Genomic DNA, 23,024 nt, shown 5'->3' with positions numbered 1-23,024 from the left:
GATAACGCCGCCAAGGCTTTGAGTCCACGGGGGGTTTGCCATTTTCCTGCCATATTCTGGAAACAGTCTGTGGACCGCAATTTAACAGTTTGCCCCCGAAAAGCGCCAAATCGGGAAACGCAGTGGTGCTTAGACCGTTCCAATTCGGGCGCAAATGTCTTAGTCTAGGCGCAATAAAAGACAAGACGATCGAGCAGGAAAAATGAGAAAACAGGCACTATTCGCGGTGCTCCTTCTTGTCGCGGCCTGCGGCGGGGGGAACGCCCCGCCGCGCAATCTCGACGATGCATGCCAGATCGCCGACGACCGGCGGAACTGGATGCGCGACATGGAACGGGTGGAACGCCGCTGGGGCGTCCCCGTTCATGTGCAGCTGGCCACGATCTATCAGGAGAGCAAGTTCGACGGCAAGGCCCGCACCCCGATGCAGTATTCGCTGGGTGTGATCCCGATGGGGCGGCAATCCTCGGCCTACGGCTTCGCGCAGGCCATCGACGGCACATGGGACTGGTATCGCGACGAAACGGGGCGGCGCTTCGCGCAGCGCGACAAATTCAGCGACGCGGTGGATTTCATGGGCTGGTACATGGACAAGAGCACCAAGCAGGCAGGCATCCCGAAATACGACGCCCGCAACCAGTATCTGGCCTATCACGAGGGGCATACCGGCTTCAAACGCGGCAGCTACAACAGCAAGTCCTGGCTTCTGCGGGTGGCCGACAGTGTTCAGGACCGGGCGAATATCTACGCCGTCCAGCTTGGCCAGTGCCGCCGCTAGGCCGCGCGGCCCGTCCTACTTGGTCGGGCCGGGCTGCTGGCCGATATCGGGCACGTCGAAGAGGCTGCCGGCCATCCGGACCCCGCGCTGCATCTCGCCCAGCACCACCGTCGTCTGATCGCCGGCTTCATTGGTGATCACCCATTGGCGTAACGCCAGCGGCTCGTCGGTGAACTTGAGCTGTATGTTGCCGTATTCGGGATGCTGCGGGTCCTGCGCGACGACCGTCGTCGCGGTGCCGTCGCCGGTGTGGCGCACCACCATGCGCGAGTCGGCCAGATCGACGCGCTCGGCCAGGATGATCGACAGCGGCGTGCGCCCCAGCGGGAACATCTCCGGCGCGGTGTTGGATTTCCGGTCGAAGACGGCGACATGGCCGCGCCCCACCACGACCAGCCCGTGCGCGGGCGGGTCGTATTCGAACCGGGCGCGGTTCGGTCGGCTGATATAGATCGTGCCGGTGGAGATCGACCCGTCCGCGTTGATCTGGGTGAACTCGCCCTTGGCGCGCTTGAGGCTGTTGAGATAGGCCGAGATTTCCGACAGCGGGATCTTCTCGGCGGCCGCGGCGGGCAGGGCCAGCGCGGCGGCGATAAGGGCGGGGAGGAACAGGCGCAATGTCTTCATGTCCCTTAGATAGGGCGCCCTGCGGCGGAGTTCACCTGTCAAGCAGCGCACCCCGGCAATTTATTGCTGCTCGGGCACCAGGATCTCGCGCTTGCCGACATGGTTCGCGGCCGACACGAGCCCGGCATCCTCCATCTGTTCGACCAACCGCGCGGCCTTGTTGTAGCCGATCGCCAGCTTGCGCTGGATGTAGGAGGTCGAACATTTCCGGTCCTTGACCACGATTGCCACCGCCTGGTCGTAGAGCGCGTCCTCGCTGTCGGTGTTGCCGCCGAGGCCCAAAACAAGGTCGATATCGCTTTCCGTGTCGTTGTCCGGGCCGTCCACGACGCCGCCGACATACTCCGGCGGGCCGTAGGCCTTGAGGCTGGCCACGACCTCTTCCACCTCCTCGTCCGACACGAAGGGCCCGTGGATGCGGGTGATCCGCCCGCCCCCGGCCATGTAGAGCATGTCGCCCATGCCCAGAAGCTGCTCGGCGCCCTGTTCGCCCAGGATTGTGCGGCTGTCGACCTTGGATGTGACCTGGAAACTGATCCGGGTCGGGAAGTTCGCCTTGATCGTACCGGTGATGACATCGACCGAAGGACGCTGGGTGGCCATGATCAGATGAATGCCCGACGCCCGCGCCATCTGCGCCAGGCGCTGGATGCAGGCCTCGATCTCCTTGCCGGCGACCATCATCAGGTCGGCCATCTCGTCCACGATCACGACGATATAGGGGATCGCCTCGGGGGCGAATTCCTCGGTTTCGAAGACCGGATCGCCGGTTTCGTCGTCGAAGCCCGTCTGCACGGTGCGGCTGAACATCTCGCCGCGGGACAGCGCCTCCTTCACGCGGCCGTTGTAGCCGTCGATGTTGCGCACGCCCATCTTGGACATCTTGCGATAGCGCTCCTCCATCTCGCCGACGACCCATTTCAGGGCGGCCACGGCCTTCTTGGGGTCGGTGACGACGGGCGAGAGCAGATGCGGGATGCCGTCATAGACGCTTAGTTCCAGCATCTTCGGGTCGATCATGATGAGCCGGCATTCATCGGGCGAGAGCTTGTAGAGCAGGCTCAGGATCATCGTGTTGATCGCCACCGACTTGCCCGATCCGGTGGTCCCGGCGATCAGCAGATGCGGCATCTTCGAGAGGTTCGCGACGACAGACTCGCCGCCGATATCCTTGCCGAGCGCAAGCGGAAGGCGCTGCGTGCCGTCCCCGAAATCGCGGCTCGACAGGATCTCGCGCAAGAGCACCTTCTCGCGCGTGGCGTTCGGCAATTCGATCCCGATCACCGACCGGCCCGGCACGGTGGAGACCCGCGCCGAAAGCGCCGACATCGACCGCGCGATATCGTCGGCCAGGCCGATCACCCGGCTGGCCTTCAGCCCTGGCGCGGGTTCAAGTTCGTACATCGTCACCACGGGGCCGGGGCGGACGCTCACGATCTCGCCCTTGACGCCGTAATCGTCCAGCACGTTCTCCAGCATCCGGGCGTTTTCCTCCAGCGCCTCGTCGCTGAGATGGGTGCGCACGACATCTGTGGGCGGGGTCAGCAGCGACAGCGGCGGTGGGGCATAGGCCTCGGCCTTCTCCTCGAACTCGAAGGCCGGCTGCGCCTCGGCTCGGGCCCGGCGGCTGGGCACGGCGGACTTGGTCGCGGCGGGCTGGACCACCTTGCGTTCCGCCGCCGGGGCGGGGGCCGCAGCGCGCCGGCGGGTAAAGACCGGCTCAGGCGGGGTGTCGGCATGGTCCGCGCCGGCGTTCAGGCGCGGGGCAGGCGGCACGCTGGCCGCTTCCGCCCCGATCGGCGGCTCCGCGCGCTCCTGGTACTCCAGCACCTTGGGCCGCTGCGTCCGGCTGCGGATCACATCGTTGATCTTGTTGCGGATGCGCTCGTCGCTGGGCGCGCTGACCTCGGCCTCGTCGCTGATCTGCGCATCGACCAGTTCCGGCTCGGGATCGGGCGCGCGGGCCGAGAGGATGGGCATCCGCGCCAGGAAGGAGGCCTTGCGCGGCGGCGCGGCCAGGCGGTCGTCGCGCGGTGCCGGTTCGGCCACCGGGATCGCGCGCTGCACGACCGGCTCGCGGTGGCGGGCCGCGGCGGCTGCGCGTTCGTCTGCACGGGCTTCGGCGCGGGCCTGCGCGGCGTCCCGGCGGGCCTGGTGAAGCGCGCCGGCGACCTTGACGCCGCGCGCGGTCAGCCCGCCCAGCCGCGACATCACCGCGACGATGCTGGCATAGCTCAGTACCGCGCCCACCAGCAGGAACCGCGCGGCGGCGCGCAGTTCGGCCTTGTCCGCACCCAACGTGAAGACCGTCATCCAGACCATCGTCACGCCCGACAGGACCGCCAGCACGCGCAGTCCGGCCTCGGCGCCCACCGGCAGGAAGGCCAGCACCGCACCCAGGACCGTGTCGCCGAAAAGCCCGCCCAGCCCGAAGGAATGGGTCCAGTCGCTCACCGGCACATGGGTCGAGGCATAGACCGCGGCCAGCGCGACGGCGATCGGTGCGAAGATCACCCGCGACATGGCGCGGTCGTTGCCGCGATGCAGCACGAAGCGAAGCCCCCACCCGCCCAGCAGAAGCGAGATGCCCCAGGCGCCCCAGCCGATGGTGATGTAGAGCATGTTGGCCACGGTCGCGCCGAATTGTCCCAGCGCGTTCTGCGCCGGCGCATCGGTCGAGGACAGCCAGTTCGGGTCCTCCGGCACATAGGAGCCCAGCATCATCGCCACCGCCAGACCCGCGGCCATCAGCGCCAGCCCCAGCAACTCCTTGCTGCGCCGTTCCAGCGCGGCTGCCATGTTGGTGTCCAGCAGCGGATCGCGTTGCCTTGTCTGATATGCCATCTCTACCCCGTCCTCGTGCTTAGTCGTACAGGCAGCTTCGGATTGCCTTCAGTCCGTGCTGCGTCTCTTGCTTGGGCGCCACAAGCGCTACCCTGATGAATTCGCGCCCCGGCGAGCGGCCCTCGACCTCGCGGCTCAGATAGTCGCCGGGCAGAACCCGCACCCCGGTTTCCCGCCAGAGCCGGATCGTCGCGGCCTCGCCGTCCGGCACCGGCAGCCACAGGAAAAATCCCGCCTGAAGCGGCGTGTAGCCGGGCACGCCCGCGAAAATCTCGTCGGCAATCAGGTATTTGTCGACATAGGCGGCGCGGTTCGCGGCGACATGATCCTCGTCCGCCCATGTGCGCTGCGCGGCGCGTTGCAGTGGCAGGGGCAGCGGCGCCCCGGCATAGGCGCGCAGGCGGCGCATCCGGGCGATGCTTTCCGGCCCGCCGGCGGCAAACCCGGACCGCAGACCGGGCAGGTTGGACCGCTTCGAGAGCGAATTGAACACCACCAGCCGTTCCGGATCGGTGCCGAGTTCCGCCGCCACCTCCAGCGCGCCTGCGGGCGGCGTATCGCCGCGGTAGATCTCGGAATAGCATTCGTCGGCGAAGATGCGGAAATCATGCGTCTCGGCCAGGCGCAGAAGGTCCGCCCAATAGTCCCGGCTGGCGACTGCGCCCTGCGGGTTCGATGGCGAGCAGAGATAGACCACCGCCGTCTGGTCCAGCACCGCGGGCGGCTGGCCCGCCACATCGGGCAGGAAGCCGGTCTCCGGCAGGGCGGGCAGATAGACGGGCTCGGCCCCCACAGCCAGCGCCGCCACAGCGTAGACCTGGTAGAACGGGTTGGGCATCAGCACCAGCGGGATGCGGCCGTGCTTCTGCTCGGGGCAGAGCGCCACGCAGGCGTTGAAAAGCCCCTCGCGCGTTCCGTTCAGCGCGATCAGGTGGCGTTCCGGGTCGAGCCGGACGTCATAACGCAGGGCGATCCAGTCGGATATCGCGTCCAGCAGTTCCGGCGCGCCCTCGTTGGGCGGGTAGGCCCCGAAACCCGCCGCATTCTCCGCGACGATGCGCGCCACCCAGTCCGGAAACGGGTGTTTTGGCTCGCCGATGGACATGTGCAGCGGCTCGGCGCCCGGCTGATAGGCGTCGAGAAGCGCGCGCAAGCGCGGGAACGCATATTCAGGAAGGGTCGAAAACCGCTCCGGGAATGCCATAACTGCCTCATGTTCGGGGTCTAAGTGCCCCTTTTCACTCACGATACAGAGACACCCCCTGCCGGTCCAGCCCTAGAACGCGGGGAAATATCCGCAGCGCGCGGTTGTGGCATTTCTGTTCGGGCCTGACCCGCTCAGGCCAGGGCGCGTTCCGCCGCCGCGCCGAGCCTCAGCAGCCGTTCCTCGGCCATCGGGGCGCCAAGAAGGCTGACGCCGGCCGACGGTACGCCGCTGGGCAGGGTCAGCACCGACAGCCCCATCAGGTTGCCGATCCGGGTGTTGCGGAGCGTCAGCAGGTTGCGTTCCTGGTAATAGGCCGAGTCCTTGCCCAGCCGGCGGATGTCGGGGGGCAGGATTGGGCAAGTCGGCACAAGGACCGCATCGAAACCGGCGACGCGCGTGGCCCAGATCTCGCGGATCGCATCCAGCCGCTGCCAGGCCTGGACGTAATCCGCCCCGGTATGGCGCGCGCCGCCGCGGAAGCGTTCCAGGATTTCCACGAACATCAGCCCCGGCGTGGCCTCGATAATGTTCTTCCAGGTGCCGTAGGCCTCGGTGGCAAAGAGAATGCCGGACATCTCCGTCGCTTCGGCAAGTTCGGGGATCTCGGCGTTGACGATCTGCGCGCCGGCACCTTCGAAGCGGCGCAGCGCGCGGTCGAACCCGGCGCGCGGCTCGGTTTCCAGATCCTCGAGCGCGGCCGTCTCCAGCACCATCAGCCGGGCGCCCTCCAGCCCCGTGTCCTCCAGGTCGGGCGGATTGCGGCCTTCCAGCGCGGCCAGGACCAGGGCGGCGTCCTCGACCGTGCGACAGAGCGGCCCGACCGTGTCGAACCGCGGACAGAGCGGCACCACCCCGTCGAGCGGCAGGCGCCCGGAGGTCGTCTTCAACCCGACGAGATCGTTCCAGGCCGACGGAACCCGGACCGACCCCCCGGTGTCGGAGCCGATGCCGGCCGCCGCCAACCCGAAGGCGACCGATGCCGCCGCGCCGGAGGACGACCCGCCGGCCACCGCGCTCTCGTGGTTCACGCAGGGCGGGGTGGCTGTGACCGGGTTGTAGCCCAGCCCCGAGAAGGCCAGTTCCGACATATGGGTCTTGCCCAGGCAGACGAGGCCCGCCGCGGTGGCGTTGCGCAGCACCTCGGCATCGCCAAGCGGCGTCCGGCCCTTGAGCAGCGCCGATCCGGCCTCGGTCTCCACCCCGGCTGTGTCGAAAAGATCCTTCCACGACACCGGCACACCGTCGAGCGGCCCGCGCCGCAGGCCGGCGGCGGCGCGCGCGGCGGCGGCTTCGGCCTCGGCGCGGGCGCGCTCATGCGTGACGCGGGCATAGATGCGCGCGGCAAGCGGATGGCTGTCGATCGCCGCGAGAAAGGTTTCGGTCAGCGCCGCCGGGTCGATCGCGCCCGCGCCGATGCCGCGGCCCAGATCGGCGGCGCTCATCCAGAGCCAGTCCTCGGACATAAGGTGCCTCCCGCGTTCTTGCCGGCGCGACGGTAGCGCCCAGATGGCGGATGGACAATCGCCAATGCGCGCGCATATTGAGGGACATGGACAGCACGGCGGATATCCTGATCGTGGGCGGCGGGCTCAACGGCCCGGCTCTGGCGCTGGCCCTGGCGCAGGGCGGGCTGCGGGTGACGCTGATCGACGCGCTGGAACCCGCCGCGCAGGCCGATCCGGGTTTCGACGGGCGCGCCTACGCGCTGGCGCTGGCCTCGCGCAGGCTTCTGGACGCTCTGGGGGTCTGGGGCAAGGTGGCGGGCGAGAGCCAGCCGATCCTGGAGATCCAGGTCACGGACGGGCGCGCGGGCGAAGGCGCCGCGCCCTGGTTCCTGCATTTCGATCATGGCGAGATCGAGGAAGGGCCGATGGGCCACATGATCGAGGACCGGTATCTGCGGCGCGCGTTGCACGAGGCGATGGCCGCCGATCCCCGCATCGCCCTTGTCGCGCCGGCGGAGGTCGTCGCGCAGGAGACCGGGCCGGGGGGCGTCACCGTCACCCTGGCCGACGGGGCGCAGCAGGCGGCGCGGCTTCTGGTCGGTTGCGACGGGCGCTCCAGCGGCACGGCGGCGCGCGCGGGCATCGGGCGCACCGGCTGGGACTACGGCCAGACGGCACTGGTTTGCGCGCTGCGCCACGAGCTTCCGCATCACGGCACCGCGCATCAGTTCTTCATGCCGCCGGGCCCGCTTGCGATCCTGCCGCTGCCGGGGAACCGCTCCTCCATCGTCTGGACCGAACGGACCGAGGCCGCGGCGGCCATAAACGCCTTGGACGATTCGGACTACCTGGCGGTGCTTCGGCCCCGCTTCGGGGATTTTCTTGGCGAGATCGCACTCGAGGGCGCCCGGTTCACCTATCCGCTAAACCTGACGCTGGCCAATGCCTTCGTGGCCGAGCGGCTGGCGCTTCTGGGCGATGCCGCGCATGGCGTCCATCCGATTGCGGGGCAGGGGCTGAACCTTGGGCTGCGCGACGTGGGCGCGCTGGCCGAAGTGATCGTCGACGCCGCCCGCCGGGGCGAGGATATCGGCGCGCCGGACGTGTTGGAGCGTTACCAGCGCTGGCGGCGTTGGGACACGACCACGCTGGCGCTTGGCACCGACATGGTCAACCGGCTCTTTTCCAATGACAACCCGCTCTTGCGGGCGGCGCGCGACATCGGCATGGGGGCGGTCAACGCGATGCCTGGCCTCAGACGGCGCTTCATCCGCGAGGCCGCGGGGCTGACCGGCGACCTGCCGCGGCTGATGAAAGGGCAGGCGATATGACCTTGCGGGACGCCACTACATGACGCGCCCGGCGGTGATCTTCCCGCTGGCGCTGGTCTTCATGGCCGCGGGCCTTTTCATGACCGGGCTGGTGCTGCTGGCCTCGCCCGACGCGCTGGTCGTGCAGGCGGCGCGCTTCATATCGGTGCCGCTGGCGCTGGTGGCCATGCCTGTCGTGCTGATCGGCGCACCCACGGCCCGCGCCGCCACCACCCGCGGACTGCTGGTGCTGGCGCTGCTGTGCTTCTGCGTCGCGGTGACCTTTCTCCGGGAGCCCTATCCAGACGGGCTGCTGGCCGACCTGCGCAACGGGCGCGACATTCACCCGGTCGGCGCGGTGCTGGCGCTGATCGTCTTCCTGCCCTTCGTGGTGGTGCTGGGCAAGGGGCTGGGCGTGGTCGCGGCCGGGCTGGGCGCAGCCTGCATGCTGGGTGCGCTTTTTCTGCGCCGGGCGGAAGGCTGACGCGCGCGTCCGTCAGTCCAGCTCCCGCGCCTCGTCCACCAGCATCACCGGGATGCCGCCGCGGATCGGGAAGGCCAGCTTGGCCTTCTTCGACACCAGTTCCGACGCCTCCGCGTCGTAGCTGAGCGTCTCGCCCGTCACCGGGCAGACCAGCGCTTCCAGCATCTTGCGGTCGAACTCGGGGGCGGCGGGACCGGTCACTGCAGCTTTTCCTCACCTTGCTGGCCGTGCAGTGCGAACTCGATCAGCGTGACCAGGGTCTCGCGCCGCGTCTTCAGGCAGGGCGCCTCCAACAGTGCCTGTTTCTCCTCGGGATCAAAGGGGCAAAGCATGGAGAGCGAGTTGATCAGCAGCTCGTTCTCGGCGCCCTTCATGCTGTCCCAGTCAGTGGACAGGCCCGCCTCCTCGAAATAACGGCAAAGCTGGGCCATGAATCCCTCGCGGTCAAAATCCTCGTCCTGTTCGGGTCCGCCCAGATCGCGTTCGAATCCATTCCAGCTCACATCCGCCCGGCGATAGGGGGAGAAACCGGCAATCTCCTCGCGGATGCGGAAGCGCGACTTGCCGGTGAGGGTGATCATGTAGCGCCCGTCCTCGGTTTCCGAGAAGGCGGTCACCCGACCCGCGCAGCCGATGGAGTGCAGGCGGCGCTCCGCCCGGTGCGGCACTTCCTGCGGCTGGACCATGCCGATCAGCCGGTGCGGCGTCTTGAGCGTATCGTCCAGCATCGCCAGGTAGCGCGGCTCGAAGATATGCAGCGGCAGGCGCGCCCGCGGCAGAAGCAACGCCCCCGGCAGCGGGAAGACTGGAATCGAATCCGGCAGATCGGGGCGATTCATCATGGCATTTGAGCTAGCCCGCCGGCCGCATCAGGCAAATATCATCGACGACAATTTCCGCCGCCCGTTCAGGACAATGGGATCCTGCGGCTTGAGCGCGTCGAAAATCGTCAGAAGCTGCGCTTTGGCGGCGCCGTCGTTCCATTCACGGTCGCGGCGGAAAAGTTCCAGCAATTCGGCGACCGCGTCTTCGGTCTGACCCGCGGCATGGAGGGCGGTCGCGAGGTCTAACCGTGCCTGGTGATTGTCGGGGTCGGCCTCGACCGCGGCGCGCAGTTCGGCCACGGGACCGGCCTCCCTTGCCTGGCGGGCAAGCTCCAGCGCCGAGCGCGCGGCGTGGATCTCCGGCGCGTCCGCGATCTCGGCCGGGGCGCCGTTCAGGACCGCCTCGGCCTGCTCGTCGTCGTCGAGCGCCAGATGCGCGCGCGCCAGCCCGCCATAGGCGGCGGCGCATTTGTCGTCCTCGCCCAGGATCGCGGCGTAGGTCTGGGCGGCATCCGTCACGGCGCCTTCGGCCAGCATCTGCTCGGCCGCTTCGAGCGCCTCGGTCAGCCCGTCCTCTTCCTCGCCGCCGCCCATCGCGGCCAGCTTCTCAACGAATTGCTTGATCTCGCCCGGTCCGATCGCGCCCTGGAAGCCGTCCACCGGCTGGCCCTGGAAGAAGGCATAAACCGTGGGGAGCGACTGGATGCGAAGCTGCGCGGCGATGGCCTGGTTCTCGTCCACATTGACCTTGACCATGCGCACCTTGCCGCCCGCCTTGGCCACTTCGGCCTCCAGCGCCGGGCCCAGCGACTTGCAGGGGCCACACCAGGGCGCCCAGAAATCCACGATTACCGGCACCGTGTTGGAGGCCTCGACCACATCGGCCATGAAGGTCGCTTCGGTCGTGTCCTTGATCACATCCGCCGCCGGCGCGGCATTCGCGTTTCCACCGAGTTCGAGCATGGGATTCCCCGTTTTTCTTCGCGTGTCAGATTTACAGTCTATATGAGCCGTCAAGCCCCGCGAGCCAAGACCGCCGTCAAAGATCGAAGCGCGCGAAGACCGGGGCATGGTCGCTGGGTTTCTCCCAGCCCCGCGCTTCGCGCAATATGCGCGAGCCGTGACCGGCCTGCGCGATGTCGGGCGTGGCCCAGACATGGTCCAGCCTTCGGCCCTTGTCGGCGGCGTTCCAGTCGCGCGCGCGGTAGGACCACCAGCTGTAGAGCCGGCCGTCGGGAATGTCGGCGCGGGTAATGTCCACCCAGCCGCCGGCCTCCTGCGCCTCGGCCAGGTGATCGACTTCCACCGGCGTGTGGCTGACGACCTTCAGAAGCTGCTTGTGGGACCACACGTCATCCTCGCGCGGGGCGATGTTCAGATCGCCCACCAGGATGGATTTCTCGGGCCGCTCCCGGCCGTACCAGTCGCGCATCTCGGTCAGGAAATCGAGCTTGTGGCCGAACTTCTCGTTCACCTCGCGATCGGGCACGTCGCCGCCTGCGGGGATGTAGTAGTTGTGGATCGTCACGCCGGTCTCCAGCCGCCCGGCGACATGGCGGGCATCGCCGCGTTCGCAGAAATCGCGGTGGCCCGCATCCGTGATCGGCAGGCGCGACAGGATGGCGACGCCGTTATAGCCCTTCTGCCCGCGCGCGATCATCCAGTTGTAGCCCAGCGCGCGGAAGCTTTCGGTCGGGATCTTCTCCACCGGGGACTTGCATTCCTGCAGGCACAGGATGTCCGGCGCCTCCTCGTGCAGCAGCTTCAGCACGATCGGTTCGCGCAGGCGAACGGAGTTGATGTTCCAGGTGGCGATGGTAAAGGTCATGGGCTGGCTCCGCTCCGGGTTTGGCGTATCTAGACCGACGGTCCGGGGCGCCACAAGGGGGCGGCGGCCCGGAGGCGCGTATGCGGCTGAAGAAACTGGAGAAGCGTATCCGCAAGAGCGCGTGGTTCCAGAAGACCACGCGCGCGTTCTATGCGCGCTATATCCGCTTCGTCTACCGGACCACGCGCTGGACCTTCCACGGGCATGAGGCGTTCGACGCCGACCTGGCCGCCGGCGTGCCGCATGTCCTGTGCTGCTGGCACAGCCGGATCGCGCTTTCCACCTTCTACCGGACCTGGGAGGATCACCCGTTCTACATCCTGGCCAGCGAGCATGAGGATGCGCGCATCGTCACCTCCGAGATGGTGGGGCGGGGGCTGAGGATCATCTGGCTCAAGACCTCCGGCGACAACCGCGTGGCGATCCGCGAGGCGGTGCGCGCGGTGCGCGGCGGCGCGCTGGTGGGGCTGGCCCCCGACGGCCCGCTCGGCCCGCGCGAGGAGGTGAAACCGGGTGCGATCATCCTGGCCTCGATGGCGCGCGCGGCGGTCACGCCCTATGCCTTCTCCACCCGGTGGCGCATCGTGCTGAAGACCTGGGACCGGTTCGTGCTGCCGCTGCCCTTCGGCCGCGGCGTCTTCCTGATGGGCGAGAGCTTCACGCCGCCCGCCCGGCTCTCGCAGGCCGCTCTGGACGCGCAATGCGCGAAACTGGCCGCCGCACTCGACGCCGTCTCGGCCGAGGCCGACCGCCTGGCCGACGGGGGGTGAAGGCGGGCGGGGACGGGCAAGAAAAAAACCCGGCGCGGGGCCGGGTTTTCGGGGGGTCTCGGGCGCGGCCGTCAGGCCATCAGGCGATAGCCGCCCGATTCGGTGACCAGCAGGCGGGCGTTGCCGGGATCGGGCTCGATCTTCTGGCGCAGGCGGTAGATATGCGTCTCCAGCGTGTGGGTCGTGACCCCGGCGTTGTAGCCCCAGACCTCGTGCAGCAGCGTGTCGCGCGGCACCACGTTGTCGGTGGAGCGGTAGAGATACTTGAGGATGTTGGTTTCCTTCTCGGTCAGCCGCACCTTGCGGTCGTTGCTGTCGATCAGCATCTTCATCGACGGCTTGAACGTGTAGGGCCCGAGCTGGAAGATCGCGTCCTCGGACTGTTCGTGCTGGCGAAGCTGCGCGCGGATGCGGGCCAGCAGGACCGGGAACTTGAACGGCTTTGGAATATAGTCGTTGGCGCCCGCGTCGAGCCCCAGGATCGTGTCGGCATCGGTGGTGTGGCCGGTCAGCATGATGACCGGGCATTTGACGCCCTGCTTGCGCATCAGGCGGCAAAGCTCGCGCCCGTCGGTGTCGGGCAGACCCACGTCGAGGATGACGAGATCGTAGAGCGCGGCCTTGGCCTTGGTCATCGCGGAATGACCGTCATCGGCTTCAAACACGTCGAATTCCTCGGTCATCACAAGCTGCTCGGACAGCGCCTCGCGCAGGTCGTCGTCGTCATCGACAAGCAGGATTCTCTTGAGTGTGCTCATGGTGAACTATCCCTTCTGTGAAACCCAGATGCGACTTCATCACGGGTTCAGCAATAACCTCACGAAACATTTCACGCGCTCGTGTCGAAACCGAGGGTTTTGTTTCATATTTCTTGCAAGGCACGCTATTGATGCGCGCAGAAACGCCGAACGGGACCTGTCAGGATGAGTTTCGCACCCACCCCGGAAGAACGTATCGCCCGCGCCCGCGCCGATCTCCGGCTGGGCGTGCCGGTGGTGCTGTCTGCGGGCGGCGGCGGCATTCTGGTGGCGGCTGCCGAGACCGCGCCGCCCGTGCGGCTGGCGGCGATGCGGGCGCTGGCCGCGCCGCTGGTGCTGGCGGTGACGGCGCGGCGTGCGGTGACGCTCAAGGCGCGGGCCTATGACGGCGATCTGGCGCGCATCCGCGTGCCCGCCGATGCCGACGCGGCCTGGCTGCGCGCCGTGGCCGACCCGAAGGACGACCTGAGCCACCCGATGAAGGGCCCGCTGATGACAGAGCGCGGTGGGTCCGCCGCCCTGCACCGCGCCGGGCTGGCGCTGGCCAAGCAGGCACGGCTGCTGCCCGCGGTCCTGGCGGTCGAACTGTCGGACGCCGCGACCTTCGCGGCGCTGCATGGGCTGACCCGGCTGGACATGGCCGACGCCGACCCGACCCGTGCCGACATGCGCCCCCCGCGCGAGGTGGTCGCGGCCCGCCTGCCGCTTGAGGTGAGCGAGGCCGGACGGCTGCATGTCTTCCGCCCCGACGATGGCGGCGAGGAGCATTACGCGGTCGAGATCGGCACGCCGTCGCGCCGCGCGCCGGTCCTGGTGCGGCTGCATTCCGCCTGTTTCACGGGCGACGTTCTGGGCTCGCTCAAATGCGATTGCGGCCCGCAGCTTCGCGCCGCGATGGCCCAGATCGGCGAGGCGGGCGCGGGCATCCTGCTCTATCTCAACCAAGAGGGGCGCGGCATCGGGCTGGCCAACAAGATGCGCGCCTATGCGCTTCAGGATCAGGGGTTCGACACGGTGGAGGCCAATCACCGGCTGGGGTTCGAGGATGACGAGCGCGATTTCCGTATCGGCGCGGAGATCCTTAAGAGCCTCGGCTTCTCGGCGGTCCGGCTGATGACGAACAATCCCGCGAAACTGGCGATGATGGAAGGCTGCGGGCTGCATGTGGCCGAGCGCGTGCCCCTGAAGGTCGGCCGCACCAGCCACAATACCGGTTACCTGACCACCAAGGCCGAGAAATCCGGACATCTGCTGTGATCCCGCGGCGCGGCGACCTGCGCGTCGGGAGCTGGGGCGCGGCTTTCGGCGGGCGCCGCCTGCCCTGCGCCATAGGGCGGGGCGGCATCACAAGCGACAAGCGCGAGGGCGACGGCGCGACGCCGGCGGGCAGTCACCGGATCACCGGGCTGCTCTACCGGCCCGACCGGATCGCGCGCGGCCTGCTGCCGGGCTGGGCGGAGCCCATCGGGCCGCAGGACGGCTGGTCGGATGACAGCGCGGATCCGGATTACAATCTGTGGGTCCGCCGGCCGCACCGATACGGACATGAGCGGCTGGCGCGAGCCGATCCGCTCTACGACATCATCCTGACGACGGATTGGAACTGGCCGCGTGCGGCGGCCGGGCGGGGCTCGGCGATCTTCCTGCATACCTGGCGCGCGCCCCGCCACCCCACGGCGGGCTGCGTGGCGTTTTCCCGCGCCGATCTTCTTTGGCTTGCCGCGCGCATCGGTCCGGGCACGCGGATGATCGTTCAGCCGTAGTCGCGTTCGCCGAAAATCGCAGATCCGACGCGCACATAGGTCGCGCCCTGCGCCACGGCGCGCTCGAAATCGGCGCTCATGCCCATGGACAACTCCGGCAGGCCGTTGCGCGCGGCGATCTTGGACAGAAGCGCAAAATGCAGGCTCGGCTCCTCCTCCAGCGGCGGGATGCACATCAGCCCTTCCACGGGCAGGTCCATGTCGCGGCACTGGGCGATGAAGGCGTCCGCATCGGCGGGCATTATTCCGGCCTTCTGCGGCTCCTCGCCGGTGTTGACCTGAATCATCAGCCGCGGGCAGGCGCCGCGTTCCTGCGCAAGATCGGCGAGCTTGCGCGCGAGCTTCGGCCGGTCGAGCGACTGGATCGCCTCGAAAAGCTCCACCGCCTGGCGCAGCTTGTTGCTTTGCAGCGGACCGATCAGGTGCAGCTCAATCCCGTCGTAGCGGTCGCGGAAATCCGGCCATTTCCCGGCCGCCTCCTGCACCCGGTTTTCACCGAAAAGCCGGTGGCCCTGATCCAGCACCGCCTCGATACGGTCGAGCGGCTGCACCTTCGAGACGGCGATCAGGCGGGTCGAGCCGGGGCTGCGCCCGGCCGCCTCCTCGGCCTTGCGGATACGTTCCAGGATATCGTCCAGTGCCATGTTCTCGCTGCTCCGGTAACGGTCCCTCTCTTTCAGCCACAGAGCGGTGGAAAAGGAAAGGGGGCGCGGGCGGATCACGTCCCGGTACGGGGCATGGAAAAACCTTGTCCCCCGATAGACGCTTCGGTACACATCCCCAACGGATACGGGCGGGGACCAACCGACATGAAACCTCTTTCGGGGCTAACGAAATGCCTGATCTGCGTGACGGTTCTCGCGCTGGCGGGCTGCGGCAATGTCGGCAGCGGAAACCTGTTCGGACGTGGCGGCGGTGACGACGAACGAGCCGAGCCGCGCCGCGGCCTCTTCGGCGGCGACAGCGGGCTTTTCGGCGGACGTCGCGACCGCGACAAGGTGGGCGAGCGGCCCGATCCCGGCGTCGCGGATCCCGGCGGGATGCCGGCGGGACCGGAACGTGTGCGCGAGGGCGAGCAGCCAGGCGAATTCAAGGTCGGTGGCGCCGATGTGGAAGAGGCCGGCGGCATGCCCCGCGGTGAGCCCTATACCGGCGACGGCAGCTACCGGCCCGGCGTCGACGTGGTCCTCGGCAGCGGCGCGCGGCCCGTGGGTGTTGCCGATCCCGGCGGCATGCCGCGCGGCCCTTCGACCGGTGGGCAACAGGGCGGCGTGCGCGTCGGCGGCGGCGGCGGCCGCCAGCTCTCCAACATTCCCGTCATCCGCCAGATCCAGCAACTTCTGGGCGGCGGCCGGGCACAACCCGCGCAGCAGGTGGCGGGGCCCGCCGGCGGCGAGCCCTCGCAGGCCGCCGTCGACGCGCGGGCCGAGGCGCAGGTCGCCGCCGCGCTCAGCAACCGGCGCGCCGCGCGCAAGGGCAATGTCTTCGGCCGCCAGCCCGATACCGGCATACAGGTCAACCGCTACCTGTGGCATGCCTCGCTCGACGTCCTGAGCTTCCTTCCGGTCCAGAGCGTCGATCCCTTCACCGGCGTCTTCGTCACCGATTGGGGCGCGCCGCCGGGCGGCAGCACCGCCTACAAGGCCACGGTTCTGGTGCAGGAGCCCGCGCTGGATGCGCGGTCGCTGAAGGTGGCGCTCAGCACCCGCTCGGGCCCGGTGGACCGCGACACGATCCGCGCGGTGGAAGACGCGATCCTGACGCGGGCGCGCCAGCTTCGGATCGAAGACGGGAAATATTGACGCCTCGGCCTAGACCTTTCCCGCAGGTGAGCATTAAAAACGCGCCGGGCCTTCTGGTCCGGCGCAGTTGTTGAAGGATGGATCACATGTCGCGCTACGATGCCAAGCTGGTGGAGCCGAAATGGCAGGCGGAATGGGACAAGGCCGATGTCTTCCGGGCCCGGCGCGACGAGACGCGGCCGAAATACTACGTGCTGGAGATGTTTCCCTATCCGTCGGGGCGCATCCATATGGGACATGTGCGAAACTACACGATGGGCGACGTGATCGCGCGCTACAAATCCGCCGCCGGCTTCAACGTGCTGCACCCGATGGGCTGGGACGCTTTCGGAATGCCCGCCGAGAACGCGGCGATGGCCGAGGGCGGGCACCCCGCCGACTGGACCTACCGCAATATCGCGGACATGCGCGACCAGCTTAAGCCGATGGGGCTCTCCATCGACTGGAGCCGCGAATTCGCCACCTGCGACGCTGAATATTACGGCCAGCAACAGGCCATGTTCATCGACATGATGGAGGCCGGGCTGGTCTACCGCAAATCCGCCACCGTGAACTGGGACCCGGTGGACATGACCGTGCTGGCCAACGAGCAGGTGATCGACGGCAAGGGCTGGCGGTCCGGCGCCGAGGTGGAGCGGCGCGAACTCACGCAATGGTTCTTCCGCATCTCCGATTATGCCGAGGACCTGCTCGACGCGCTCGACGGGCTGGAGAAATGGCCGGAGAAAGTCCGCCTGATGCAGCGCAACTGGATCGGCCGGTCGCTCGGGCTGCAATTCGGCTTTGCGACCACGGGTGCGCCGGCAGGCCATGAGCGGCTGGAGGTCTACACCACCCGGCCCGACACGCTGCTGGGCGCCAGTTTTGCCGCCGTCTCGCCCGATCATCCGCTGGCCAAGGCGCTGGAGAAGGACAACGCGGAGGTCGCGGCCTTCTGCGCCGAATGCCGCCGCATGGGCACCAGCGAGGAGGCGCTGGAGACCACCGAGAAACGCGGGGTAGACACTGGCATCACCGTGCGCCACCCGACCGACGGGCGCGACCTGCCGGTCTGGATCGCCAATTTCATCCTGATGGATTACGGCACCGGCGCGATTTTCGGCGTCCCCGCACATGACCAGCGCGACCTTGATTTTGCGCGCAAGTACGGGCTCGACGTCATCGACGTCTACTTCGCCGAAGGCGACGACACGCCGGTGGGCGACACCGCTTTCGTGCCGCCCAAGACCGACCTTGTGCGCTATGCCCGCGCCTGTGCGGGCCCGGAAATGCAGACCGGCGAAGCCGCCATCGAGGCCGCCATCGCGGCAGCCGAGGCCGCGGGCTTCGGCACCGGCGTCACCAAATACCGGCTGCGCGACTGGGGCATCTCGCGCCAGCGCTACTGGGGCTGCCCGATCCCGGTGGTGCATTGCGACGCCTGCGGCGTGGTGCCCGAGCGCAAGGAGAACCTGCCGGTCGAACTGCCCAGGGATGTCAGCTTCGACAAGCCCGGCAACCCGCTCGACCGCCACCCGAGCTGGGCGCGGACGGCCTGCCCGAAATGCGGCAAGCCCGCGCGGCGCGAGACCGACACGATGGACACGTTCGTGGACAGCTCGTGGTATTACGCGCGCTTCACTGCGCCGCGGGCCGAGACGCCCACGAACCTGGCGGATGCGGAATACTGGATGAATGTCGACCAATATATCGGCGGCATCGAGCACGCGATCCTGCACCTCCTTTACTCGCGCTTCTTCGCGCGGGCCATGCACAAGACCGGCCACCTGCCCGCCAAGGCGATCGAGCCTTTCGACGCGCTCTTCACGCAGGGGATGGTCACGCATGAGATCTATGTGACGAGCGATGCCAATGGCCGCCCGGTCTTCCACTTACCAGAGGAGGTGATTTGGAAGGATGGCAAACCTTTTGTAGAAGGTGGACATTTGCTTCTAGAAGATGGCGGAAAGCTGCCTTTGGAAGACGGTTCTCCACTCAAGCTTGAGGATGTGAAAGTCATCCCCTCCGCCAAAATGTCGAAATCCAAGAAGAACGTCGTCGATCCGGTGAACATCATCGGCGCCTACGGGGCCGATACCGCGCGCTGGTTCATGCTCTCCGACAGCCCGCCGGAACGCGACGTGGAATGGACCGCCGCCGGGGCCGAGGCCGCGTGGAAGCACCTCTCGCGGGTCTGGCGTCTGGCCGACGAGGTGCGCGCGGCGGGCGACGGGGACGGGGCAGCGGATACGGCGCTGGAACGCGCAACACACCGCGCCATCGACGAGGTGACGCGCGGGATCGAGGGGTTCGCCTTCAACAAGGCGGTGGCCAAGCTCTACGAATTCACCAACACCATCGCCCGATCCGGCGCCGGGGCGGGGGCGCAGCGCGCCGCGCTCCGGGTCATGGCGCAGCTCATGGCGCCGATGGTCCCGCATCTGGCCGAGGAGGTCTGGTCGATGCTGGGCGGCGCAGGGCTGGTGGCCCGCGCGCCCTGGCCCGAGGCCGATCCGGCGATGCTGGTCGAGGACACGGTGACGCTGCCCATCCAGGTCAACGGCAAGCGGCGGTCGGAGATCGCCGTGCCCCGCGACATGGCCAAGGAAGAGGTTGAAAAGCTGGTGCTGGCGGATGATGCTGTCGTGAAGGCGCTCGCGGGCGGTGCGCCGAAGAAGCTGATCGTCGTCCCGGGCCGTATCGTCAATGTCGTCATCTGACCGCCGTACCTTCCTGACCGCGCTCGCCCTGCTGCCGCTGGCCGGCTGCGGATTCGAGCCCGCCTTTGCGCCGTCGGGGGCGGCCCACGGGTTACAGGGGCAGATCCTGGTGGCCCCGGCGACGAACCGCACCGGATTCGTTCTGGTCGGGCGGCTGGAAGACCGCCTGGGCCGCTCCGGCGCCGGCGCGCGTTATGAGCTGAAGGTGTCGATGCGCACCCGCAAGGAGGCCATCGGCATCACCACCGCGAACGAGATCGAACGGTTCAACGTCATAGGCGAGGCGGATTTCGTGCTGCGCGAGATGGCTGGCGGCACCGTCGTGCAAAGCGGGCAGGTGCAGAATTTCACCTCCTACAGCGCCACCGCCTCCACCGTGTCGACCCTGACGGCGGAGCGCGACGCGCTCGAACGGCTGGCCGCGGCGCTGGCCGATCAGATCGTCACACGCCTTTTGGCCGGGGCTGCCGGCCGCGGCTCATGAAGCTCTCGCCACGGGACGCGCTGCGCTATTTCGCCCGGCCCGACCCGGCGCGTACGGGGCTTCTGATCCACGGTCCCGACACGATGCGCATCGCCCTGCGCCGGCAGGAGGTGATCGCCGCGCTGATCGGCCCGGAAGGCGAGGCCGAGATGCGGCTGACCCGCATTTCCGCTGCCGACCTGCGCAAGGATGCCGCGCAGCTTGGCGATGCGATCAAGGCGACCGGCTTCTTTCCCGGCCCGCGCGTGGTCTTCGTCGAGGATGCCGGCGACGGGCTGGCCAAGGCGGTCGGCGCGGCGCTCGCGGACTGGCGCGAGGGCGACGCGCAGATCGTCGTCACCGCCGGGCAGCTCAACGCGCGCTCGGCGCTGCGCAAGCTCTTCGAGGCGCATCCCAACGCCCATGCCGCCGCCATCTACGCCGATCCGCCCACGCGGGAGGAGATCGAGGATGCGCTGGCCAAGGCCGGGCTGCGCGACATTGCGCCCGCGGCGATGACCGACCTGACGGCGCTGGCGAGGATGATCGACGCGGGCGACTTCCGGCAGACGCTGGAGAAGTTGGCGCTCTACAAGCACGGGGACGCAGCACCGGTGGAGAGCGCCGATGTCGCGGCCTGTGCGCCCAGCACCTCGGAGGCGGTCCTCGACGATGCGCTGGATCTTGTGGCCGAGGGCCGCAAGGCGGAACTGGGCGACGTGATGCAGCGGCTGCGCGGGCAGGGCATGACGCCGATTTCCATCGTCATCGGGGCGAGCCGCCATTTCCGCCGCCTGCACGCCGCCGCCGCCGATCCCAAGGGCGTCGAGGCAGGGCTGGCGCGGGCGCGGCCGCCGGTCTTCGGGCCGCGCCGCGACCGCATGGCGCGGCAGGCGCGGGCCTGGGGGATGCACCGGCTGGAAGAGGCGCTGCGGCTGTTGACCGATACCGACCTGGCGCTGCGCAGCGCCCGCCCGGTGCCGGCAGCGGCGATGCTGGAACGCGCGCTCATCCGCCTGGCGATGATGGTCAAACGGTGACTGGCACGCGTCTGCTTCTGGTGATGGCCGCCCTGGCGATGGGCCTTGACGGCGCGGCGGGCGCCGATACGGTCCGCGATCCGGCCGAGCTGGAGCGGACATGGCAGGCGGCGCTGGTTCTCGCGCCGGATCCGGACGGGCAGCGGGAACGGCTGGAGACGGCGGCGCTGGGTGAATGGCTCGCGGGGCGCGCGGCCCCGCCCGTCATCCTCTACGCGCATGGCTGCGCCGGTATCGGTGAGATCGGGCAGTCCGCGGCAAGGCTCTATGCCGCGGCGGGCTATCTTTTCGTGGCGCCCGACGGGTTCGCCCGCCAGGACAAGCCCGAAAGTTGCGATCCGGCGATCCCGCGCGGCGGGCTGCACCGCGCGGTACTGGGTTGGCGGCAGGCCGAGATCGACTACGCGCTGACGCGCCTGCGCGCGCTGCCGGGGCTGGCGTCGGCGGCGCTGGCGCTGGTGGGGCATAGCGAGGGCGCGATCACCGTGGCCACGATCCGGACCGGCCCGGTCTCGGCGCGCGTGGTGGAAGGCTGGACCTGCAACGCGGGCTGGCCGGAATATGGCGGGCTCAACGCGCCCGCCGCCGAGCCGGTGATGGCGCTGGTGGGCAAGCGCGACCCCTGGTTCCGGCTGCCGGTCTTGCGTGGCGATTGCGGCGCGTTCATGGACGCAAACGACCGATCCGTTGTGTTCACGGCGCCCGATCCGCTGCATGACCGGCACTGGTTGTCGGACACCGAGCGAGTGCAACGGATGATCCTGCGTTTCCTGCGCGAGGAGATGTAAGACGGACGGAAGGAAGGTCCGGCGATGTACATCGTGATCGGAATGACGCAATCGCGGGCGATGCGTGTGCTCTGGATGCTGGAGGAACTGGCGCAACCCTATGAACTGTCCCGGCCTTGCCGCGCAGCCCGGGGGTGGTCGACATTTCCCTTTGAGGCACCCGGCATTGCTACTTATCTGGAGCGGATGAGCGCCCGTCCGGCCTATTGGCGCGCACGGGCGAGCGGAGGCTGAACAAGCGGCGCGCCTGCGGCGCAAGGCTGTTAGTGGCCCCTGCGGGGCCGTTGGGGCGCTGCCCCAAACCCCGGAGTATTTCGGGAAAGATGAACTAGTCGGAAGTCTGGTTGGATGCCCAGGCCGCGGCATGCCGCCCGGCCCAGAGTCCGGTCGCCAGGCAGGCGGTCAGCAGGTAGCCGCCCGTGGGGGCCTCCCAGTCGAGCATCTCGCCCGCGCAGAATGTGCCGCGCAGGCCGGTTAGCATGAGCCCGGAATCGAGGGCGGCGCGGGGCACGCCGCCGGCGGTCGAGATCGCCTCGCCGAGCGGGCGCGGGCCGGCATGGTTCACCGGAAGCGCCTTGATCAGCGCGGCCAGCGCGGCGGGGTCTTCGGGCAGGGGGCGGCCGAATTCCATGAGCAGGGCGCGCGCCGGGGCGGGCAGGCCGAGCGCCTTGCGCAGGTGGTTCGCGCGGCTGGTCTTGCCGCGGGGCCGGGCCAGCGCGGACGCGATCCGGTCACTACTCCAATCCGGCTTGAGGTCGATCGTCAGGGCCGCACCGTCGCGCACCGCGCGGGAGACGGCATAGATGCCGCCGCCTTCGAGCCCGCGCGCGGAAATCACGTAGTCGCCCCGGCGCGCCGGGCCGCCTGCGCTGAGCGCCGTGCCTTTCACCGGCTGGCCGAACTGCGTCCGCATATGCGCCGACCAGTCGACCCGCAGCCCCATATTCGCGGGCCGGAACGGTGCGGGCATCACGCCGCGCGCGGCCAGCATTTCCGCCCAGGCGCCGTCCGAGCCGAGGCGCGGCCAGCTCGCGCCGCCCAGCGCCAGGACGCAGGCCGCCGGCGCGATCCGCGCCTTGCCTTTGGGTGTGTCGAAGGCGAAGGCCGGGCCGTCCCACCCGGTCCAGCGCCAGCGCGTGCGGAAGGTGACGCCCTGCCCGGCGAGCCGCGCCAGCCAGGCGCGCAGGAGCGGCGAGGCCTTCATCGCGCGCGGGAAGACCCGACCGGAGGAGCCGGTGAAGACCTCCTGCCCCAGGCCGCGGGCCCAGTCCTGAATCGCATCGGGCCCGAAATCCCGAAGCATCGGCGCCAGCCATTCGGCGGCCTCGGCATAGCGCGGAAGCAGCGCCGCCAGCGGCTCGTCCATCGTCAGGTTGAGCCCGGATTTCCCGGCCATGAGGAATTTCCGGCCCAGCGACGGCCTGGCCTCGGCCACGGTCACGGCATGCCCGGCCCCGGCCAGCGCCCCGGCCGCCATCAGACCTGCCGGCCCACCCCCGATGACGAGCGTCTGCGCCTTTTCCATTGATATATTCCCGACTGCCGCGCGCATTCTCTCGCACCCGTCACGCGGCTTGGCAAGGGCGCGGGATTG

23 protein-coding genes are annotated in these 23,024 nt (G+C 68.6%); 12 read left to right on the top strand and 11 right to left on the bottom strand.

The annotated features are described in order from the left end of the window. Positions 1-202: 202 nt before the first annotated feature. Positions 203-778, top strand: a complete 576-nt coding sequence (locus DDZ14_RS04790) for a lytic transglycosylase (protein ID WP_109423802.1) — start codon at positions 203-205, stop codon at positions 776-778. A gap of 15 nt (positions 779-793) precedes the next feature. On the opposite strand, the gene DDZ14_RS04785 is transcribed toward DDZ14_RS04790, so the two are convergent. The 4 genes from DDZ14_RS04785 to DDZ14_RS04770 form a co-directional block, all read right to left on the bottom strand. Further along, positions 794-1,405: an outer membrane lipoprotein carrier protein LolA gene (locus DDZ14_RS04785; protein ID WP_109423801.1), complete on the bottom strand. Its 612-nt coding sequence runs from the start codon at positions 1,403-1,405 to the stop codon at positions 794-796. Between the two features lie 60 nt (positions 1,406-1,465). Then, positions 1,466-4,249, bottom strand: a complete 2,784-nt coding sequence (locus DDZ14_RS04780) for a DNA translocase FtsK (RefSeq protein WP_109423800.1) — start codon at positions 4,247-4,249, stop codon at positions 1,466-1,468. Positions 4,250-4,268: 19 nt separating this feature from the next. Further along, positions 4,269-5,453 carry an aminotransferase class I/II-fold pyridoxal phosphate-dependent enzyme gene (locus DDZ14_RS04775; protein ID WP_109423799.1) on the bottom strand — a complete coding sequence of 395 codons (1,185 nt, stop codon included), beginning with the start codon at positions 5,451-5,453 and terminating at the stop codon, positions 4,269-4,271. A 134-nt stretch (positions 5,454-5,587) separates the two neighbouring features. After that, positions 5,588-6,919 carry an amidase gene (locus DDZ14_RS04770; RefSeq protein ID WP_233252485.1) on the bottom strand — a complete coding sequence of 444 codons (1,332 nt, stop codon included), beginning with the start codon at positions 6,917-6,919 and terminating at the stop codon, positions 5,588-5,590. A gap of 86 nt (positions 6,920-7,005) precedes the next feature. Here DDZ14_RS04770 and DDZ14_RS04765 point away from each other — a divergent pair, with 86 nt between their 5' ends. Both DDZ14_RS04765 and DDZ14_RS04760 read left to right on the top strand, forming a co-directional pair. Continuing rightward, positions 7,006-8,232: an FAD-dependent monooxygenase gene (locus tag DDZ14_RS04765; RefSeq protein ID WP_109423797.1), complete on the top strand. Its 1,227-nt coding sequence runs from the start codon at positions 7,006-7,008 to the stop codon at positions 8,230-8,232. Between the two features lie 19 nt (positions 8,233-8,251). Further along, entirely contained in the window at positions 8,252-8,695 is a 444-nt protein-coding gene (locus DDZ14_RS04760) for a hypothetical protein (RefSeq protein WP_109423796.1), read from the top strand. A gap of 12 nt (positions 8,696-8,707) precedes the next feature. Here DDZ14_RS04760 and DDZ14_RS04755 read toward each other — a convergent pair whose 3' ends face one another. The 4 genes from DDZ14_RS04755 to DDZ14_RS04740 all read right to left on the bottom strand — a co-directional run bounded on the left by DDZ14_RS04755 (position 8,708) and on the right by DDZ14_RS04740 (position 11,347). Continuing rightward, entirely contained in the window at positions 8,708-8,860 is a 153-nt protein-coding gene (locus DDZ14_RS04755; protein WP_109423922.1) for a Trm112 family protein, read from the bottom strand. Positions 8,861-8,892: 32 nt separating this feature from the next. Then, positions 8,893-9,537: an LON peptidase substrate-binding domain-containing protein gene (locus tag DDZ14_RS04750; RefSeq protein WP_109423795.1), complete on the bottom strand. Its 645-nt coding sequence runs from the start codon at positions 9,535-9,537 to the stop codon at positions 8,893-8,895. Positions 9,538-9,564: 27 nt separating this feature from the next. Beyond that, complete coding sequence (locus tag DDZ14_RS04745) at positions 9,565-10,482, bottom strand: co-chaperone YbbN (RefSeq protein WP_109423794.1); 918 nt, start codon at positions 10,480-10,482, stop codon at positions 9,565-9,567. A gap of 76 nt (positions 10,483-10,558) precedes the next feature. Then, positions 10,559-11,347, bottom strand: coding sequence for an exodeoxyribonuclease III (locus DDZ14_RS04740; protein WP_109423793.1), 789 nt, complete (start codon positions 11,345-11,347; stop codon positions 10,559-10,561). A gap of 80 nt (positions 11,348-11,427) precedes the next feature. On the opposite strand from DDZ14_RS04740, the gene DDZ14_RS04735 reads away from it, so the two are divergent. Further along, on the top strand, positions 11,428-12,117 hold the full coding sequence (locus DDZ14_RS04735; RefSeq protein ID WP_109423792.1) for a lysophospholipid acyltransferase family protein: 690 nt from the start codon (positions 11,428-11,430) through the stop codon (positions 12,115-12,117). 71 nt (positions 12,118-12,188) lie between these two features. Here DDZ14_RS04735 and DDZ14_RS04730 read toward each other — a convergent pair whose 3' ends face one another. Continuing rightward, positions 12,189-12,875 (bottom strand): response regulator transcription factor, encoded by a 687-nt coding sequence (locus DDZ14_RS04730; RefSeq protein ID WP_109423791.1) that lies wholly within the window; start codon positions 12,873-12,875, stop codon positions 12,189-12,191. 165 nt (positions 12,876-13,040) lie between these two features. Here DDZ14_RS04730 and ribA point away from each other — a divergent pair, with 165 nt between their 5' ends. Then, on the top strand, positions 13,041-14,132 hold the full coding sequence (ribA, locus tag DDZ14_RS04725) for a GTP cyclohydrolase II (protein WP_109423790.1): 1,092 nt from the start codon (positions 13,041-13,043) through the stop codon (positions 14,130-14,132). Beyond that, positions 14,129-14,638, top strand: a complete 510-nt coding sequence (locus tag DDZ14_RS04720; RefSeq protein WP_233252484.1) for a L,D-transpeptidase — start codon at positions 14,129-14,131, stop codon at positions 14,636-14,638. The genes ribA and DDZ14_RS04720 overlap by 4 nt, the downstream gene beginning before the upstream one ends. Here the strand turns inward: DDZ14_RS04720 and DDZ14_RS04715 are convergent. Beyond that, positions 14,629-15,282, bottom strand: a complete 654-nt coding sequence (locus DDZ14_RS04715; protein WP_109423920.1) for a YggS family pyridoxal phosphate-dependent enzyme — start codon at positions 15,280-15,282, stop codon at positions 14,629-14,631. The two genes, DDZ14_RS04720 and DDZ14_RS04715, sit on opposite strands and share 10 nt — an antisense overlap. A 165-nt stretch (positions 15,283-15,447) precedes the next feature. Here DDZ14_RS04715 and DDZ14_RS20235 point away from each other — a divergent pair, with 165 nt between their 5' ends. The 6 genes from DDZ14_RS20235 to DDZ14_RS19955 all read left to right on the top strand — a co-directional run bounded on the left by DDZ14_RS20235 (position 15,448) and on the right by DDZ14_RS19955 (position 21,664). After that, positions 15,448-16,440 carry a DUF3576 domain-containing protein gene (locus tag DDZ14_RS20235; RefSeq protein ID WP_369914481.1) on the top strand — a complete coding sequence of 331 codons (993 nt, stop codon included), beginning with the start codon at positions 15,448-15,450 and terminating at the stop codon, positions 16,438-16,440. 86 nt (positions 16,441-16,526) lie between these two features. Next, complete coding sequence (gene leuS, locus DDZ14_RS04705) at positions 16,527-19,139, top strand: leucine--tRNA ligase (protein WP_109423918.1); 2,613 nt, start codon at positions 16,527-16,529, stop codon at positions 19,137-19,139. Beyond that, positions 19,126-19,623 (top strand): LPS assembly lipoprotein LptE, encoded by a 498-nt coding sequence (gene lptE, locus DDZ14_RS04700; RefSeq protein ID WP_109423789.1) that lies wholly within the window; start codon positions 19,126-19,128, stop codon positions 19,621-19,623. The genes leuS and lptE overlap by 14 nt, the downstream gene beginning before the upstream one ends. Then, a complete protein-coding gene (holA, locus tag DDZ14_RS04695) occupies positions 19,620-20,642 on the top strand; it encodes a DNA polymerase III subunit delta (RefSeq protein WP_109423788.1) in 1,023 nt (340 codons plus the stop codon). Before lptE ends, holA begins: the two co-directional genes overlap by 4 nt. Further along, the gene (locus tag DDZ14_RS04690; RefSeq protein WP_109423787.1) at positions 20,639-21,430 is read left to right on the top strand and encodes a dienelactone hydrolase family protein; all 792 of its coding nucleotides are present in this window, start codon (positions 20,639-20,641) and stop codon (positions 21,428-21,430) included. Before holA ends, DDZ14_RS04690 begins: the two co-directional genes overlap by 4 nt. Before the next feature lie 24 nt (positions 21,431-21,454). Continuing rightward, the gene (locus tag DDZ14_RS19955; RefSeq protein WP_233252483.1) at positions 21,455-21,664 is read left to right on the top strand and encodes a hypothetical protein; all 210 of its coding nucleotides are present in this window, start codon (positions 21,455-21,457) and stop codon (positions 21,662-21,664) included. Positions 21,665-21,758: 94 nt separating this feature from the next. Here the strand turns inward: DDZ14_RS19955 and DDZ14_RS04680 are convergent, their stop codons facing one another. After that, complete coding sequence (locus tag DDZ14_RS04680) at positions 21,759-22,955, bottom strand: TIGR03862 family flavoprotein (protein WP_233252482.1); 1,197 nt, start codon at positions 22,953-22,955, stop codon at positions 21,759-21,761. Positions 22,956-23,024: the final 69 nt, after the last annotated feature.

The organism is Maritimibacter sp. 55A14, assembly GCF_003122205.1.
Classification (GTDB): Bacteria; Pseudomonadota; Alphaproteobacteria; order Rhodobacterales; family Rhodobacteraceae; genus QEYE01.
This window is presented reverse-complemented; position numbering and strand designations above follow the sequence as displayed.

Coding starts and splice junctions, on each gene's coding strand:
- DDZ14_RS04790 (WP_109423802.1), top strand. CDS start 203: ATGAGAAAACAGGCACTATTCGCGGTGCTCCTTCTTGTCGCGGCCTGC.
- DDZ14_RS04785 (WP_109423801.1), bottom strand. CDS start 1,405: ATGAAGACATTGCGCCTGTTCCTCCCCGCCCTTATCGCCGCCGCGCTG.
- DDZ14_RS04780 (WP_109423800.1), bottom strand. CDS start 4,249: ATGGCATATCAGACAAGGCAACGCGATCCGCTGCTGGACACCAACATG.
- DDZ14_RS04775 (WP_109423799.1), bottom strand. CDS start 5,453: ATGGCATTCCCGGAGCGGTTTTCGACCCTTCCTGAATATGCGTTCCCG.
- DDZ14_RS04770 (WP_233252485.1), bottom strand. CDS start 6,919: ATGTCCGAGGACTGGCTCTGGATGAGCGCCGCCGATCTGGGCCGCGGC.
- DDZ14_RS04765 (WP_109423797.1), top strand. CDS start 7,006: ATGGACAGCACGGCGGATATCCTGATCGTGGGCGGCGGGCTCAACGGC.
- DDZ14_RS04760 (WP_109423796.1), top strand. CDS start 8,252: ATGACGCGCCCGGCGGTGATCTTCCCGCTGGCGCTGGTCTTCATGGCC.
- DDZ14_RS04755 (WP_109423922.1), bottom strand. CDS start 8,860: ATGCTGGAAGCGCTGGTCTGCCCGGTGACGGGCGAGACGCTCAGCTAC.
- DDZ14_RS04750 (WP_109423795.1), bottom strand. CDS start 9,537: ATGATGAATCGCCCCGATCTGCCGGATTCGATTCCAGTCTTCCCGCTG.
- DDZ14_RS04745 (WP_109423794.1), bottom strand. CDS start 10,482: ATGCTCGAACTCGGTGGAAACGCGAATGCCGCGCCGGCGGCGGATGTG.
- DDZ14_RS04740 (WP_109423793.1), bottom strand. CDS start 11,347: ATGACCTTTACCATCGCCACCTGGAACATCAACTCCGTTCGCCTGCGC.
- DDZ14_RS04735 (WP_109423792.1), top strand. CDS start 11,428: ATGCGGCTGAAGAAACTGGAGAAGCGTATCCGCAAGAGCGCGTGGTTC.
- DDZ14_RS04730 (WP_109423791.1), bottom strand. CDS start 12,875: ATGAGCACACTCAAGAGAATCCTGCTTGTCGATGACGACGACGACCTG.
- ribA (WP_109423790.1), top strand. CDS start 13,041: ATGAGTTTCGCACCCACCCCGGAAGAACGTATCGCCCGCGCCCGCGCC.
- DDZ14_RS04715 (WP_109423920.1), bottom strand. CDS start 15,282: ATGGCACTGGACGATATCCTGGAACGTATCCGCAAGGCCGAGGAGGCG.
- DDZ14_RS20235 (WP_369914481.1), top strand. CDS start 15,448: ATGAAACCTCTTTCGGGGCTAACGAAATGCCTGATCTGCGTGACGGTT.
- leuS (WP_109423918.1), top strand. CDS start 16,527: ATGTCGCGCTACGATGCCAAGCTGGTGGAGCCGAAATGGCAGGCGGAA.
- lptE (WP_109423789.1), top strand. CDS start 19,126: ATGTCGTCATCTGACCGCCGTACCTTCCTGACCGCGCTCGCCCTGCTG.
- holA (WP_109423788.1), top strand. CDS start 19,620: ATGAAGCTCTCGCCACGGGACGCGCTGCGCTATTTCGCCCGGCCCGAC.
- DDZ14_RS19955 (WP_233252483.1), top strand. CDS start 21,455: ATGTACATCGTGATCGGAATGACGCAATCGCGGGCGATGCGTGTGCTC.
- DDZ14_RS04680 (WP_233252482.1), bottom strand. CDS start 22,955: ATGGAAAAGGCGCAGACGCTCGTCATCGGGGGTGGGCCGGCAGGTCTG.